Here is a 16178-nt window from a genome sequence, read left to right as displayed (position 1 = left end):
TTCTCTTTTCTGGATAACAGTCGTTATCCCTGACTTTCTTGTTGTTTCGCAATGACGACACGTAAATAATCCTTCAGGATATGGAGCCAAATGCTACTTTCGGCGACGTCATTAACAGTCATAATGACTTGTAATTGCCCTGACTCCGACCGGACTGCGACCTTTAACGGTACGTCAACCAGGGTCGCAAATACCGCTTCCCCAGCCAAGCGGGCTGTCGCTTCTGGGCTAAAGGTCATTACCAGTTGTTGGCGTTGTCGACGAATATTGGTCACTTGGGCTTGATCAGCTAGCTGTTTGATCTGCCCTACCAAAAGCAAACGCGCGACCTCATCTGGCATATCGCCAAAACGATCCAGCATATCCGCTTCAATATCTGCAAAGTCGTCATCTGTACGCGCTTGTCGAATACGGGTATATAATTCAATTTTTTGCGCATTATCCGCCACGTAATCTTCTGGCAAATAGGCCAAGACACCCAAAATCAATTCCGCATCGGTTTCTTGTTGTGCAGGTGTGGCATCATGGTGCCCTTGTTTCTTGGCTACAGCTTCTTTAAGCAGTTGGGTATACATGTCATACCCCACTGAATCAATAAAGCCGTGTTGTTGTTTCCCTAATAAATCACCAGCGCCACGAATACTCAAATCACGCATGGCAATCCGGAAACCGGAACCTAATTCCGTAAAATCACGAATCGCTGCTAAGCGCTTTTCTGCTTCTTCACTGGGTGTCCGTGAAAAAGGATAAGTGAAGTAGGCATAGGCCAAGCGGGTTGAACGACCGACACGACCACGTAACTGATAGAGTTGCGATAAGCCCATGTGATCCGCATTTTCAACAATGAGTGTGTTGGCATTCGGAATATCCACACCGGTTTCAATAATGGTAGTGGTCACCAAAACATCATAATTACCATTCAAAAAATCAAATAGGATGCTTTCCAATTGCGTTTCAGACATTTGCCCGTGAATCGCCGCCACGCGTGCGGATGGCACTAATTCTTCAATTTGACTGACCACACGGTCCAAGTCAGCCACCCGATTGTGCAAATAAAACACCTGGCCATCACGCGCCAGCTCTTTTTCTATGGCATTACGCACAATGGTCCAGTCCGCTTCCAATACATACGTTTGGATCGGGAAACGATTAGCTGGTGGCGTTTCAATCACTGATAAATCACGCGCACCAACCATCGCCATATTTAACGTTCTTGGAATTGGCGTTGCAGTCAATGTCAGGACGTCAACACTGTGACGCAACTGCTTCAACCGCTCCTTATGCTTCACCCCAAAGCGTTGTTCTTCATCAATAACTAAGAGGCCTAAATCAGCAAACGTCACATCTTGGCTTAACAAACGATGCGTGCCCACCACGATGTCAATTTCATGTGCCTTTAGTTTAGCAATCACCGCTTTATTTTGTGCCGGCGTTTGAAAGCGGCTTAACACCCCAATTTTCAATTCAGGAAATGCACTAAAACGCGCCAACATTGTCTCATAGTGTTGTTGGACTAAGATTGTTGTTGGTGCCAGAAAGGCAACTTGCTTGCCCGCATGCGCCGCTTTGAAGATCGCCCGTAAGGCCACTTCCGTTTTACCAAAACCAACATCACCAACCAACAGCCGATCCATTGGCCGTGGTTTTTGCATGTCCGCTTTGATTTCTTCAATCGATCGCATCTGGTCAGGTGTTTCTGGATAACCAAATGCCGTATCAAACTTCAGTTGCGCCGTATCATCTGGTGGAAAAGCATATCCAGCCTCCGCTTCCCGTTGGGCATATAACTCAAGCAGATCATCCGCAATGTCTTCTATTTTAACTGCGACTTGGCGCTTGGTCTTCGCCCACTCGGTACCACCCAACTTATTTAACTTGGGTGCCTTAGCGGCATCAGAAGCCCCAATATATTTTTGAATCAAATTTAATTGGGTAACGGGAATAAAAATTTTGGCATTTTTTTGATAAGCAATCGTGAGGTAATCTTGCTTGCCACCATCAACCGTCATGGTCTGTAAGCCTTCATAACGGCCAATACCATGGTTAACGTGGACAACATAATCACCCACATTTAACTCATTATATGACTTCAACCGTTCAGCATTCGCCATTTGTCGTGGACGTGGTGTTGTCCGGCGTGACTTAGCAAACAGTTCGTGAGCCGTTAACACCGTAAGGTGCAGCTGAGGCCATTCAAAACCGGCTGACAAGTCCCCGGCCATCATTTGGACATGATGAGGCTGAACCGTGCGAGTCTCCAGCACAGGCTGTTCTAAATCAGTCAACGAGCTCTGGAAATTTTGCCGTTGTTTGGCATCATCAAGCAACAAAATAGTGGTGGTCCCCGCCCCTTGAGCCTGATCAAGATCCGTCATTAGCGCTGGCATTTGACCATAATATTGATTTGCCGGTCGCGTGGTCACTTCAACGAGATTTGTCCATTTCATTTGACTTAGGCCACGCTTAAAATTCGCCAAATACAAGGTTGCCCGCTTGTCTTGATGCAATAGCGTCGTCAAATCAGCACGAAAAGTCTGCCGTGGTAGTAATTGGTAGCTTGAAATTTGCTGTTCAACCCAGTCTTGTGCTTGGTTATGTTGGGTAAGGCCAGTTTCTTTAATCCGTGTATACTCATCTAATATCAACAAGTGATCTGGTTGAAAATAAGCCAGTAGCGTCGTTTCACCACCGAAAAAGTGGGTCGCATACGGCAACAAGCGATTTTCACGCACACGTGTTTCTAACAACTGCTGCGTTAACGCAAAGCCAGTCGTAGCATGCTTTTTTTCCACGCCAACAAGCTCACGACGGTAGTCATTAAAATCAGCCTCAATACTAGCAGCAGCGGCCGTATAATCCGTTTCTGACACAATAAAATCCGTCACCGGTTCAATGGTAGCCGTCTCAAAATTGCCTGTCCGCTTTTGCGTACTCACATCAAAACTTTTAATTTGATCTAATTCATCATCAAAAAAGTCCAATCGCACGGGTTCCTCACCAGTGAACGGATAAATATCAATAATGGAGCCGCGTTGCGCAAATTCACCAGGGGTTTGCACCAACTTCGTTGGCGTATACCCCATCATCATCAAAGTCGCTTTGATATTGTCCAGCGCATACGTCTCTCCGACAGCCAAGTTCAAGCTGGCCTGATCCAACGTTTCTGGCTTTGGCAACAGGCGTTCAACGCCCGCCAAATTTGTCACGACAATCACTTTTTCTTGGCGTCGCAAGGCCAACAGTGTGGCCACCCGTTGCATACGCAATTCAGGTGAACTAATGGCTATTTCCGTGGCTAACGATTCTTCCGCCGGAAAACCCATGGCCGCCGTTGTCAGCTGGGATAAATCGGCCAAAAGTTGATCAGCATGAACCTGTGTATCAGTCACCACTAACATTTGGCGTGGCTGGGCTTGATAAAGCGCCGCAATACTGGCAGCACGCGCGCTGCCATGTACCCCTAACAGGAGTTGCGTCGAATCCTCAGTGGCGTGAGTCGTAATATTTTGAATTGTTTCTGATTGTGCTAGAAAATCCGTTAACATATAATCAATACTCTCCCCTTGCTCACACATCACTAATCGGTGACACCTGTTAGCCGTTATACTGGTTACTCAACTGTGCCACGTCAGCCCCTTTAATCCAGTCAGTCATGGCAGCGACACTGCGATCTAGCATTTGTTCAACCGCTGGCATCTCAGTTGGTGTAAACTTTCCTAACACATAGTTAATCACTGCTTGCTTGTCACGTTCTGGATGACCGAGTCCAAACTTTAAACGTAGAAATGTCTGGGAATCAGTATGTGCCATAATGGACTTCAAACCATTATGACCACCAGCTGACCCTTTCCCACGAAAACGTAATTTACCAAATGGCAAATCCATATCGTCAACCAGCACAAGGACATCATCATCAATTGCCCCACCAAAATAATCTAAAACAGCGCGTACCGCTTTACCTGAATCGTTCATATAGGTTGTTGGTTTGACCAACATGACTGGTTCACCCGCCACGGTTACTTTAGCCGTTAAGGCAAAGTGTTTACTTGGCGAAAAGGCGACTTGGTGCGCCGCGGCAAAGGCATCAATAGCCATAAAACCAATGTTATGGCGTGTTTGTTCATATTTTGAGCCAATGTTTCCGAGTCCAATAATATATTTCATGTCAGCTTTTTATCTATCCTTACTAAAATTCTCAATCTTATCTACCAGTATAACAGAATTCTGTGTTATCATGATATATGGCTATTTCATGATAAAAAATTTAATTTTAGGACACGCATATGCTCCACGAATCTCTCATCACCCCAAAGTCTGAATTGACAACAGTTACAGAAAATACGACAATTGCGCAAGTGAATGATTTGTTTAATTCAGCTGCGGAGGCGCATACGCGCACAATGCCAATTTTGGATGAATCCGGCAAACTCTTTCGCGGTAATGTTTATAAACAACATGTTTACGAACACATTGCCAAAAACGGCGACATGAATTTGCCCGTAACGGCTATCATGCGCAATTCAACCAAGTTTATTTATACCACAAGTCAATTTTACGAGGTCTTTTTTGCGATCCGTGATTTGCCTTTTATCGCCGTACTCGACGAACAGCACCATTTCGCCGGTATCTTCACCCATGATGCCCTGATGGACCTTTTGTCACAGAGTTGGTCCGTTCGTACCGGTGGCGTTGCCATTTCGGTTACCTCACATAACACGCAAGGTGATTTGAAAAAAATAGCGAGCATTATCGCCCGCTATTCCAACATCGAATCCGTTTTAAGCATTCAACCACAACAAGCAACGCCTACATCACTCATGTTCACGTTGCCCCTCGCAATTGACAGCGAACAATTACAAAAACTGGTGACACGCCTTGAAAAGAAAGGCTTTACTGTCACAAGTATTGAAGATTTACAACGCTTTAACTAAAAGACGACCGCAATGCGGTCGTCTTTTTTTATAACAATATTCCTGCCACAATGGCAACCGTCATCCCTAACATGACAATGACTAGATTTTTAATGGCTAAAATAAAGGTTTCCCGTTTAATCGGACGCGCAATAAAATCGCGAACATGGCGGATGACGATTGGCAACAATACAATCATCGCATAACTTGTAATTGGCAACCAACCGACCAACGTCACCAAGATCATTTCCGCAAACGCAATAATTGCCAAAATCAGATAGAGTTGCTTGGCCGCTGATACGCCAATATAGTGTACCAAGGTGTGACGATTATTTTCCTCATCTTCATCATGATCCGCAATATTATTGGCCAACATAATTTCTGCAATAAACACTGTCAACGGGAAGCTGACCACAAACCATTGGAGTAAGACGCTCGGCATAGGCGTCATGTGCGTGTTGACGTACACTTGTGCGACAAAGATAAAGTAACCCATCGTCAAACCAGAGACAAGTTCACCAAATGGCGTGTTCGTAATTGGCTTTGGCCCTGCTGAATAAAGATAACCAATCAAAAAACTAACAATCCCAATAATCCAAGTCACATAACCGGTACGCAATGCTACAGCGACGCCAGCCAATGCTGCAATCACACCTAACACGAGCGCAACATTTCGCACTTGATGGTTAGAAATTTCTTCGCCAGCCGCTTCTTCACGCAAAAAGGCGTTGTTCTTTTGCCGTTTCGCATCTTCATAACGATTAAATGTATTAACTGCTAAATGCACGCTAATCGTTGCGATGATGAGCAACGTTGCATTCAACCAATTTAACCGTGCATATTGCCATTGACTATAAGCTAACCCCACCAGCAATGGCGCAACACTGGGGATTACCACCCGAATTTCAACTAAATCTAAAAACTGTTTTGGTGTCATTGTCGTATTAACCTCTAGTAACCTATTCTACCAGAAAAATGCAATCTATCCTATTCGAGGATACGACTGAGCATGGCTTTTAGTACAGCGTTGACAGTGTATAATAAAAGTAACACAAATACACACCACTATCATGTATAAAGGTCTACTATGACTCCACTATATCTTAAAATCTATCACCAAATTAAATCTGACATTCAACAAAACGTTTATCCAGCTAACGCTTTTTTGCCAAGTGAAAACGATTTGGTTGCCCAATTTCACACTTCCCGAGATACTATCAGAAAAGCACTGGCAAAATTAGACAAGGAAGGGCTCATTCAAAAGCGCCGTGGTAAAGGCTCACAAGTGATTGCACATCAATTACGACATTTCCCAATTAGCGGCCTGACGAGCTTCCACGAGCTGAAGTTGCTACAACATTTTCAAGTGGTGACTGAATTACCTGTCTTTGAAACAATCACGGTGACGGCAGACGATCAAGAAGTGACGCTATTCCCAATCGGCACACCGTTATACCACATTGTTCGCGTGCGCATTATCGACAACATCCACAGTGTAATCGATGAGGACTATATTCGTGCCGACTTGATTCCAGACCTCACACCCGCTATTGCAAAACAATCTATCTACGCTTACATTGAAAATGAGCTACACTTATCCGTGGCATTTGCCGAAAAGACTATCACCGCTGAACTGGTTACAGCGCGTGACCGTGACTTATTAATTGGTCTCCCAACAGATGAAAATCGGCTGATTCAAGTTGAAAGTCAAGTACACTTGTCAGATACAACCTATTTTCAACACACCATTGCGCGCCACAGGCCAGATCAATTCCAGTTCAATGAATTTGCTAGAAGACAAACAACTTAAAAAGGTGATCCCGTAGGATCACCTTTTTAATATTGAATCGCAAAGCTCTCGTAAGGCCGCAAAACCAACTCGTTTGTAAGGGGTTGTTTAGGATAGTTGCCAATCAGGTATTCGCCCTCTTGCACCACCTCATCAGGCAAGCTAAGCGTCACCGGGCTCTCACCAAAATGGGTCACGACCAATAATTTGACATCCCCAAGTCGGCGTTCAAAAGCAATCACTTCAGTGACATCGTCATATCTTGGCGTATAGTCACCATCAGCAATCACCGGGTGTTTTTGCCTTAACTGAATTAATTGATGATAAAACTGATACAGGCTATCTGCTGATTCTTGGTCTTTCGCGACATTAATGTCATCAAAATCACCATTTTTTAGCCACGGTTGCTGGGTTGAAAAACCAGCATAAGGACTGTTATCCCACTGCATCGGCACCCGTGAATTATCACGTGCCTTAGATTGCACAACAGCAAAAGCCTCAGACGGTGTTAAACCTTTCGTAAGTAACATGCGATAGGCATTTTGGCTTTCCACATCAACATAATCTGTCATCCGCTGATAATTCGGGTCCAACATGCCAATCTCTTCGCCCATATAAATGTAAGGTGTGCCACGATTTAAATGCACCATCATCGCTAACATTTTGGCGCCAGTTCGGTAGTATTTGGGCTTTTTGATAAAACGATTAACTGCACGTGGCTGATCATGATTATTCCAAAACCATGCTGGCCAACCGTTTGCTGTCATGATACCTTGACTCCATCCATGCCACAATTGACGTAACGCTTCAAAATCGTACGGCAATTTGGTCCACTTCTCACCTTGCGCATAGTCTACTTTCAAATGATGGAAATTAAAACCCATGCTCAACGCTTTATTTTGTGGATTAGTGTAGGTCGCCGTTTGATCAATAGTGGTCGAACTTAATTCACCGACTGTGATGACGTCCGAGTAATGTCCAAACGTCGCAGCATGCATCTCTTGAATATAAGTTTGCACAATTGGCGTATCCGTGTAGAGATACTTTCCGCCATTATCTGTATCATCGTCGACTAAGTCTGCTGCTTTGCCGATAACATTGATTACATCAAAGCGGAACCCTCGAACACCTTTAGCCAACCAAAAATTTAAAATTGCGTAGAGTTCTTGCCGAACTGCTGGGTTATGCCAATTCAAATCTGCTTGAGATTGATCATACAAATGTAAATATGCGCGATCGGTCTCACCAAAACGTGACCAAGCAGAGCCACCAAATTTAGAGACCCAATTTGTCGGTTTCAAACCATTCTCACGGTACGGCCTCAAGTAATAGTAATCTTGATACTTCACATCCCCCGCTAACGCTTTTTGAAACCACGGGTGTGCGGTTGATGTATGATTAAAAACCATATCCAACATGATACCCATCTGATAGCTTTCCGCTTCGAGAACCAACTGTTCAAAATCTGCCATGGTCCCAAATAGCGGATCAATCGCTGTATAATCGCTGATATCATACCCGTTATCATTTTGTGGTGAGGGGAAAATTGGATTTAACCAGATCATCGTGACACCCAAATTTGCCAAATAAGGTAATCTTTGAATCAATCCTGGTAAATCACCAATCCCATCATCATTACTATCTTGAAATGATTTAGGATAGACTTGATAAACCACATGTTTGCCTAATTCTGTCATCGTTTTTCATCCTTTACTTGGCATCATTATCTTTAAAGACGTTCCTTTTTTCGACTTGTTTAGCCGATTGTTCAACATCACGATCTTTAAATCCCCATAGATACACCATTACAAATGACACCACAATAGTTTCTGCTGAAGCTAAGAAGAAAATCAACAAATTGTCAGGATTATCTTTTGTCGAAGCAAACGATGGAAAACCAATTAATGAACCAGTGAAGCCATACATGTGGAGATTAAATAGGCCAGCAATCAAACCACCCACAGCACCACCTATGTTAGCCATCCAGAACACGACCATACTTCAAATTAATACCATACATCGCCGGCTCTGTGATACCAGCAAAAGCTGACAAAGCCCCCGCACCAGCTAAACCTTTCAAGTTGGCGATTTTTGTCTTGGCAAAAACAGCTAAGGCACCTGCACCTTGTGCAATCATCGTAAAGTTAACTAATGCATTCAATTGTGATTGACCTGTTTGCGCAATTTCATTGGCAATTAGTGGCACGACCATCCAATGCAAACCAAAGATGACGAGTACTTGGTACAAGCCACCAATAATCAAACCTGATAACGCATAATTGAAATTCAACAAAGCATGAATCGCAATTGAAATGCCTGATGAGATCATCGTTATTGCTGGTCCCATAATGACTAACAAAACAGACCCAACGATAAATATTGTAATTAACGGTTGGAAAATTGATCGAATTGCAGCTGGTAAATGATTTTTCAACCATTTACCAATAGGGCGCGCCAACCAGGCCGCAAAAATAATAGGGAAAATTGAATAAGCATAGTTAGGTACCGTAATTGGTAATCCGAAAAAATGCGCATTAATCGGCATACCTAACCAGACACCAGATGCCTTAGCAGCTGATAGACCAACAATTTCTGGTTTAACCAGCAAAGCACCTATGGCCGCCACAACGAGCGGATCAGATTTTAGTCGTTGAGCGGCGGTAAAACCAACTAATATTGGCAAAAAGTAGAATGGTGCCATAGCCATCGATTGAATAATTGTAAAGGTATCTGACTTAGTACTAATCAGACCAAGTAGGTTTGGATCTGACAATAGCGTTAAAAAGCCATTCAACATCCCGCCAGCCGCCAATAGACCAATCACTGGAATCATTGACCCGGTGATAGTTCCAATTAAAGTTTGAAAGGCACTCTTTATAATATCAAGTCCATTTTTAGGTTTTGATGTTGTCGGTTGTGTAGCTGCAACAGCAGCTTCTGTTGCAGCTGAGTCAACGAAGCCATCACCAAGCTGCGCCACCACTTCATCATAAACGTCAGCCACTACGGGACCAATTACAACCTGATATTGACCTAACGCACCATTATAAATCGCACCAGCAACCTCTGGTATCTGTGTGATGGCTGATGTATCGGCCAACTTCTCATCTTTTAAATAAAATCGTAGTCGAGTAATACAATGAATGACCTTATCCACATTATCCCGGTCACCAACATTTCTGATAATGGCTTGTGCTGCCTCATCGTAATTCTTTTTTGCCATGATTAATTTCTCCTTGCGATTGCTTGCCCGAGTTGCTGACCCCCAATGGCCTGTCCATATTGTACAACGATGTTTTCGAGCTTATCCGTTGTGTTGGTTATCAACACCATAGTCATTTTAGATAGCTGTACCGCGTCAATTTGTGCCCAATCGACCGCAACCAACACATCACCCGCAGCAACAACCTGCCCTACCTTAGCCTTTGTCGTAAACGATTTGCCATTTACGGACACTGTATCAATACCGATATGTAACAAAACTTCTAAACCATCAAACCGTTGTAAGCCGACCGCATGACCCTGTATTAAAGTAATTTTCCCAGCTATCGGCGCAACAATTTCTGAAGCAGTGGGTACTACGGCATAGCCATCCCCCATCATCTTTTGGGCAAAAACTGGATCCGGCACTTTTTCTAATGGTATGACTTCCCCGGTAACCGGCGCATAGATATTAATATCTTCGCGAGGTTTCTTTTCAAATCCAAACATGACATTCTCCTTTGCATGGACAACTTGTACGTACTAGTTGATAAGTAAAGAATAACACATAAAAACAAATATGTAAACGCTTACAATTTATTGTTGCTTTATATTCAATAATTACATGATCAGATATGAATAAAGTTATTAACACACAAAAAAACACGACCTTAAGTCGTGTTTTTTAATCTTATCTAGCAGATTACATCATACCCGGCATACCACCTTGTGGCATTGCAGGCATAGCATCATCCTTTGGTAATTCAGCAACCACTGCTTCGGTTGTCAACAACAAAGCTGAGACTGAAGCGGCATTTTGCAATGCTGAACGTGTAACCTTTGTTGGGTCCACGATACCAGCGGCAATCATGTCAACCCATTCACCAGTTGCAGCATTGAAACCAAAGCCTTCTGGTTGTTCCTTCAACTTGTTAACAATAACTGAACCTTCAAGACCAGCGTTTTCAGCGATTTGACGAACAGGTGCTTCCAATGCCTTCATCACAGTGTTCACACCAGTTTGAATGTCACCTTCTTCTGACAATTCAGCAACAGCTGAAATAGCATTCACAAGAGCTGTACCACCACCGGCAACGAAGCCTTCTTGAACGGCAGCGCGTGTTGCGTTCAAGGCGTCTTCGATACGGTACTTACGTTCCTTCAATTCAGTTTCAGTTGCCGCACCAACGTTAATCACAGCAACGCCACCAGACAACTTTGCCAAACGTTCTTGCAACTTTTCACGATCAAAGTCAGATGTTGTTTCAGCAATTTGTTGCTTGATTGTTTCAACGCGAGCAGCTACAGCAGCCTTATCACCGGCACCTTCAACGATTGTTGTGTTGTCCTTTGTGACGTTAACCTTGCTTGCTTGACCAAGTTGATCAATTGTCACATCCTTCAAGTTCAAACCAAGGTCTTCAGCAATTACTGTACCACCAGTCAAAATAGCGATATCTTCAAGTTGTGCCTTACGACGGTCACCAAAGCCAGGTGCCTTAACGGCAACAACATTAAATGTACCACGCATCTTGTTCAAAACAAGTGTTGGCAAAGCTTCCCCAGTAATGTCGTCAGCAATGATCAACATCGCACGACCTTGTTCAACCACTTGTTGCAATACTGGCAAAATTTCTTGAATGTTGGCAATCTTCTTGTCTGTGATCAAGATGTAAGGGTTGTCCAAGTTAGCTTCCATCTTTTCACTGTCTGTGACCATGTATTGTGACATGTAACCACGATCAAATTGCATTCCTTCAACAACATCCAAAGTTGTTTCGATACCCTTTGATTCTTCAATTGTGATAACACCGTCGTTACCAACCTTTTCCATCGCTTCCGCAATCAAAGCACCAACTTCTTCGTTAGCAGCTGAGATTGAGGCGATTTGAGCGATTTCAGCCTTCGTATTAACAGGGTGTGACATGTCGTGCAACTTTGCAACGGCTGCGGCTGTCGCACGTTCGATACCAGTACGGATACCTACAGGGTTCGCACCAGCAGTAACGTTCTTAAGTCCTTCACTCACGATAGCTTGTGTCAAAACTGTGGCTGTTGTTGTACCGTCTCCGGCAATGTCATTTGTCTTTGAAGCCACTTCGGCAACTAACTTAGCCCCCATGTTTTCAAAGTGATCTTCTAATTCGATTGCCTTAGCGATCGTCACACCATCATTTGTAATAGTTGGTGTGCCGTATGATTGTTCCAACACAACGTTACGACCCTTTGGTCCAATTGTTGTCTTAACAGTGTCAGCTAACTTGTCGACACCGACCTTCATCTTAGCACGAGCATCTTCTGAAAACTTAATTTCTTTTGCCATGATTACATTCCCTCTCTAATAATTCATTTTAAATATATAGTTTAAATATATAGTTGTTTGCGCCACATTACCTCGGCACAAAAAATTACGCCACAATGGCAACGATATCCTTTTCATGTAGTGCAAGGTAGTCATTTCCTTCAAATGATACTTCTTGCCCCGCGTACTTATCAAAAAGTACTTCATCACCTGTCTTCACAGTTAATTCGCGGACTGTCCCATCGTTTAGGACGTATCCTGAACCTACGGCAACGACCTTACCTGTGACCGGCTTTTCCTTAGCATTTGTTGCTAAGAGAATGCCACCAACAGTTTCTTCCGCAGCTTCAGTTACTTCAATAATCACGCGATCACCCAATGGCTTCAACATGAGACACACCTCCAGTTTTTAGTTTTAGCACTATTTTTATATGAGTGCTAATTACAACTATTATTATAGCACTGTCCGGACATTTGTCAATAAAAAAAGCCTACTTTTGTAGACTAATTTTGTCGTTCAAAGTCGACTCAGCTATCACTAAATAAATGTGCCACCGTGCGCTTCACTAATGTCGTAAGCAATCATGAAAGCCGTGGGGTCAACTTGATGCACACCACGCACTAAATGATTGTAATCTTGATTTTCTAGAATCACCATCAACATGTCCCGATCGCTATCCGTGTACCCACCACGAACACTCATCAGTGTGTAACTCGTATCATTTTCTTTCAAATAGGCTTTAACGGCTTCAATGTGATCATTACTCGTGATGTACACCATTTTACGTCGGTCAAGCCCTGTCTCGATATAGTTCATCACAATGGCCGTAATGATGAGCGAAAACACCGCCAAAATAAAGGCTTCCAGACCATCCGTCAACAGGTTACCTAATGATACAAAGAGATCGATAACTAACAGCGATAGCGCTGGTGCAATGCGAAAATATTTCTTCAAAATCATCGGTGGCACAGCCGTACCACCACTAGAGGCTTCCACACGATAAAGCATCGCCACACCAAACGCAAAGATTGCCCCACCAACCAAGACAGCAAACGTTCTATCGGTCAAAACTTGATAGCTAGGTGTTATTTTCAATAATATCGGCAATAACAGACTGCCAAAAGTAATACGCACCGTTGTGCCACGATCTAAGAAAATTGCCGCCAAGATAATCATCAAAATATTAACCACTAAGACGGTCACTGCACGATCAATCCCAACTAATTCATTCAGCAAAATAGCAAACCCTGTCGCCCCACCAGCCGCAACTTTGGCTGGTGCGTAAAAAAAGTTAATGCTAATGGCAACGAATTCCAAAGCGACAACAATCGTTAAATAACGTAAAATCTGGTACTGCCGTAATATTTTCATTAAACGCCTTTCTTTTTATCCTGCTTTTTAAATAGTGCTTTCAAACGTGAGATTAAAGTTGGTTGTTTCAAGACCTTTTCATGACCAATCTGATCACGAATTGCCTTTAACACTTTACCAGACTCCGGTGATGAAAAGGAAAAACTACCACGATCTGTGTCAATTCGGAAACGTCGACTGACCCGATGACGGGCAACACTTGCATACACCGCCGTTACATTTGCCCAAGGAATTTGAATATAATCAGCGACGTTATTATCATTAAAAAATTCAAATGCGCGATCACCCACTAGAAATTTACCGTATTGCGCACCAATACCTAAATACGAAATCCCTTTAGCTGTTAACGCTACTTTAGTATTCAGTGATTGTACCATGATGATTACCCTCCTCACCTATCATACTTTAATCGTATCATTAAATGATAGGCATACTCAATAACTTTTCTTTTATGTACAAAGGCGCTCGTCGAAAATGACGGGCGCCCTTTATCGTAATAATTTAATTCATGCTTACATGATGTGCAAGGCATGCATAATGATTCCGAAGACGAAGATACCAACAATCATTGCAATTGGTGATACGTTCTTCTTCAACAACCACATAGCGAAGAATGTCAATGCCAATCCCATCAAACCAGGAACCAAACTATCCAAGTTTGCTTGCAATGTGTTTGGTTCCATCTTTGTCAATGACAAACCAGCAGCTTGATCACTCAAGATTTGTTGCAACTTACCACCAGTCACAGCGCCACTTGGGAAATCAATGTAAGCCCCTTCAGCCAACTTCTTAGCTGGTAGGTTAACGACAAACTTGATTGAAACCCAACGCTCAACCAGAACGGCCAAGATAAACATTCCCAGGATTGACGCACCCTTAGTGATGTCCTTCAAGAGACCACCTGACAAATCTTGTGTAATTGCAGAACCGGCCTTGTAACCGAATTCTTGGGTATACCAGATAAATGACATACGAATCAGGTTCCACAAAACGAAGAACAAGATTGGACCAAGAATGTTACCAGAAAGGGCCAATGAGGCACCCAAAGCACCCAAGATTGGACGCAACGTGAACCAGAAGACCGGATCACCGATACCAGCCAAAGGTCCCATCATACCAATCTTCACACCTTGAATGGCTGTGTCATCAATTGCTGCACCATTGGCACGTTCTTCTTCCAACGCCAATGTCACACCAATGATTGGTGACGCAACATAAGGATGCGTGTTAAAGAATTCTAAGTGACGCTTCAAAGCGGCTACTCGGTCTTCTTTTGTGGTATATAACTTCTTAATTGCTGGGATCAAGGCATAAGCCCAGCCCACGTTTTGCATACGTTCGTAGTTCCATGAACCTTGTAAGAACTGTGATCGCCATGCAACAGATAGACGATCGTTACGTGATAATTCAATTTTTTCAGCCATCATGTTGCTCCTTCCTAGTATTGATCCAAAATGTCACCGACTGGGTCACCCGAGCCGTTACCATTTGAACCACCGCCACCGTTACCACCCATCTTTGATAGGTTAAGGTAGATGAAGGCCAATGCCAAACCGATTGCACCAAGGGCGATCAATGTCAATTGGCTCACAGCGGCCAAGGCAAAACCAATTGCGAAGAATGGCCATACTTCGCGTGTTGCCATCATGTTGATAACCAATGCATAACCAACGGCGACAACCATACCACCACCGATAGCCATACCACCAGTCAACCATTCTGGCATTGCAGCCAAAGCGTTTTGAACGGCTGATGCGGGGATTGCAATCAACAAAGCAGATGGGATCGCAATACGCAAACCTTGCAACAAGATACCAATCAAGTGGTAACGTTCAATTGCCCGATAGTTACCATCTTTAGCAGCCGCATCGGCACCGTGCGTCAAACCAACAGAAATGGTACGCACGATCATTGTCAAGAACAAACCAGCAACAGCCAAAGGAATAGCTGAAGCAACGGCCACAGAGATACCTGTTGGCGTGAAGTTGTTACCCTTAATCATGATAATTGCTGAAGCGACAGAAGCCAAGGCCACGTCCGGTGCCACAGCGGCACCGATGTTAGCCCAACCAAGGGCGATCATTTGCAGTGAACCACCAAGGATAATACCTGCAGTCAAATGGCCAGTGACCAAACCAATTAATGTTGCCGAAACCAATGGTTGGTGAATTTGGAATTCATCCAAAACACCTTCCATACCTGCGAAGAAGGCAATGATTACGACTAAAACCATTGAGATAATAGACATATGTTAAACACCTTTCCTAATCAACGTTTCAAAAGTCTTATTGAACGTTAGCTTTTTTAATCAAATCAAACAAGTTGGCCTTGCTATCACTTGGCACCTTGCGGACGTCGAATTCAACACCCAAGTCGCGCAACTTTTCAAATGCTTCAACGTCTGCCTTGTCCATTGATAAGACCTTGTTGACCATCGTTTTACCTTCAGAATGCGCCATTGAACCGACATTAAGTGTCTTAATTGGCACACCGCCTTCAACGGCACGAAGCACGTCTTGCACAGTTTCAAACAGGCAGATTGTAAAATTTAAGTTGAACATTTAAGTGGACAGAAAAACCCATCAAGGTCTTTAATGGTGTTAC

At 43.5% G+C, this 16178-nt stretch carries 15 protein-coding genes and 1 pseudogene; 2 read left to right on the top strand and 14 right to left on the bottom strand.

What is annotated here, in order from left to right:
* Positions 1-23 precede the first annotated feature (23 nt).
* Together mfd and pth are read right to left on the bottom strand one after the other, a co-directional pair.
* Positions 24-3545 (bottom strand): transcription-repair coupling factor, encoded by a 3522-nt coding sequence (gene mfd / locus IE039_RS05885; RefSeq protein ID WP_189428890.1) that lies wholly within the window; start codon positions 3543-3545, stop codon positions 24-26.
* Between the two features lie 49 nt (positions 3546-3594).
* Positions 3595-4164 (bottom strand): aminoacyl-tRNA hydrolase, encoded by a 570-nt coding sequence (gene pth / locus IE039_RS05880; RefSeq protein WP_048700869.1) that lies wholly within the window; start codon positions 4162-4164, stop codon positions 3595-3597.
* 119 nt (positions 4165-4283) lie between these two features.
* Here pth and cbpA point away from each other — a divergent pair, with 119 nt between their 5' ends.
* Positions 4284-4931, top strand: a complete 648-nt coding sequence (gene cbpA, locus IE039_RS05875) for a cyclic di-AMP binding protein CbpA (RefSeq protein ID WP_055307429.1) — start codon at positions 4284-4286, stop codon at positions 4929-4931.
* Between the two features lie 28 nt (positions 4932-4959).
* Here the strand turns inward: cbpA and IE039_RS05870 are convergent, their stop codons facing one another.
* Positions 4960-5847 carry a prenyltransferase gene (locus tag IE039_RS05870; RefSeq protein WP_010004740.1) on the bottom strand — a complete coding sequence of 296 codons (888 nt, stop codon included), beginning with the start codon at positions 5845-5847 and terminating at the stop codon, positions 4960-4962.
* Between the two features lie 150 nt (positions 5848-5997).
* Here IE039_RS05870 and treR point away from each other — a divergent pair, with 150 nt between their 5' ends.
* Entirely contained in the window at positions 5998-6720 is a 723-nt protein-coding gene (gene treR / locus IE039_RS05865) for a trehalose operon repressor (RefSeq protein WP_029509545.1), read from the top strand.
* A gap of 26 nt (positions 6721-6746) precedes the next feature.
* Here treR and IE039_RS05860 read toward each other — a convergent pair whose 3' ends face one another.
* The 11 genes and pseudogenes from IE039_RS05860 to IE039_RS05815 all read right to left on the bottom strand — a co-directional run.
* Positions 6747-8396: an alpha,alpha-phosphotrehalase gene (locus tag IE039_RS05860; RefSeq protein WP_189428889.1), complete on the bottom strand. Its 1650-nt coding sequence runs from the start codon at positions 8394-8396 to the stop codon at positions 6747-6749.
* A 13-nt stretch (positions 8397-8409) separates the two neighbouring features.
* Complete coding sequence (locus IE039_RS08380) at positions 8410-8682, bottom strand: hypothetical protein (protein WP_019041713.1); 273 nt, start codon at positions 8680-8682, stop codon at positions 8410-8412.
* Positions 8675-9922 (bottom strand): PTS transporter subunit EIIC, encoded by a 1248-nt coding sequence (locus IE039_RS05855; RefSeq protein WP_229782840.1) that lies wholly within the window; start codon positions 9920-9922, stop codon positions 8675-8677. Before IE039_RS05855 ends, IE039_RS08380 begins: the two co-directional genes overlap by 8 nt.
* A gap of 2 nt (positions 9923-9924) precedes the next feature.
* Positions 9925-10410, bottom strand: coding sequence for a PTS sugar transporter subunit IIA (locus tag IE039_RS05850; protein WP_010004262.1), 486 nt, complete (start codon positions 10408-10410; stop codon positions 9925-9927).
* Positions 10411-10603: 193 nt separating this feature from the next.
* Complete coding sequence (gene groL, locus IE039_RS05845) at positions 10604-12223, bottom strand: chaperonin GroEL (RefSeq protein WP_010004261.1); 1620 nt, start codon at positions 12221-12223, stop codon at positions 10604-10606.
* A gap of 85 nt (positions 12224-12308) precedes the next feature.
* Positions 12309-12593: a co-chaperone GroES gene (gene groES / locus IE039_RS05840; protein ID WP_010000805.1), complete on the bottom strand. Its 285-nt coding sequence runs from the start codon at positions 12591-12593 to the stop codon at positions 12309-12311.
* A 147-nt stretch (positions 12594-12740) separates the two neighbouring features.
* Positions 12741-13574: a YitT family protein gene (locus IE039_RS05835; RefSeq protein ID WP_019040626.1), complete on the bottom strand. Its 834-nt coding sequence runs from the start codon at positions 13572-13574 to the stop codon at positions 12741-12743.
* The gene (locus IE039_RS05830) at positions 13574-13951 is read right to left on the bottom strand and encodes a DUF956 family protein (RefSeq protein WP_068851685.1); all 378 of its coding nucleotides are present in this window, start codon (positions 13949-13951) and stop codon (positions 13574-13576) included. Before IE039_RS05830 ends, IE039_RS05835 begins: the two co-directional genes overlap by 1 nt.
* A 135-nt stretch (positions 13952-14086) precedes the next feature.
* A complete protein-coding gene (locus IE039_RS05825; RefSeq protein WP_010004437.1) occupies positions 14087-14998 on the bottom strand; it encodes a PTS system mannose/fructose/sorbose family transporter subunit IID in 912 nt (303 codons plus the stop codon).
* A 14-nt stretch (positions 14999-15012) separates the two neighbouring features.
* Positions 15013-15822: a PTS mannose/fructose/sorbose transporter subunit IIC gene (locus tag IE039_RS05820; RefSeq protein WP_010004438.1), complete on the bottom strand. Its 810-nt coding sequence runs from the start codon at positions 15820-15822 to the stop codon at positions 15013-15015.
* A 37-nt stretch (positions 15823-15859) separates the two neighbouring features.
* Positions 15860-16111: pseudogene (locus IE039_RS05815) on the bottom strand (PTS sugar transporter subunit IIB); the annotation flags it as partial.
* Positions 16112-16178 lie beyond the last annotated feature (67 nt).

The sequence above is a fragment of the Leuconostoc lactis KCTC 3528 = DSM 20202 genome (assembly GCF_014651235.1).
Lineage (GTDB): Bacteria > Bacillota > Bacilli > Lactobacillales > Lactobacillaceae > Leuconostoc > Leuconostoc lactis.
This window is presented reverse-complemented; position numbering and strand designations above follow the sequence as displayed.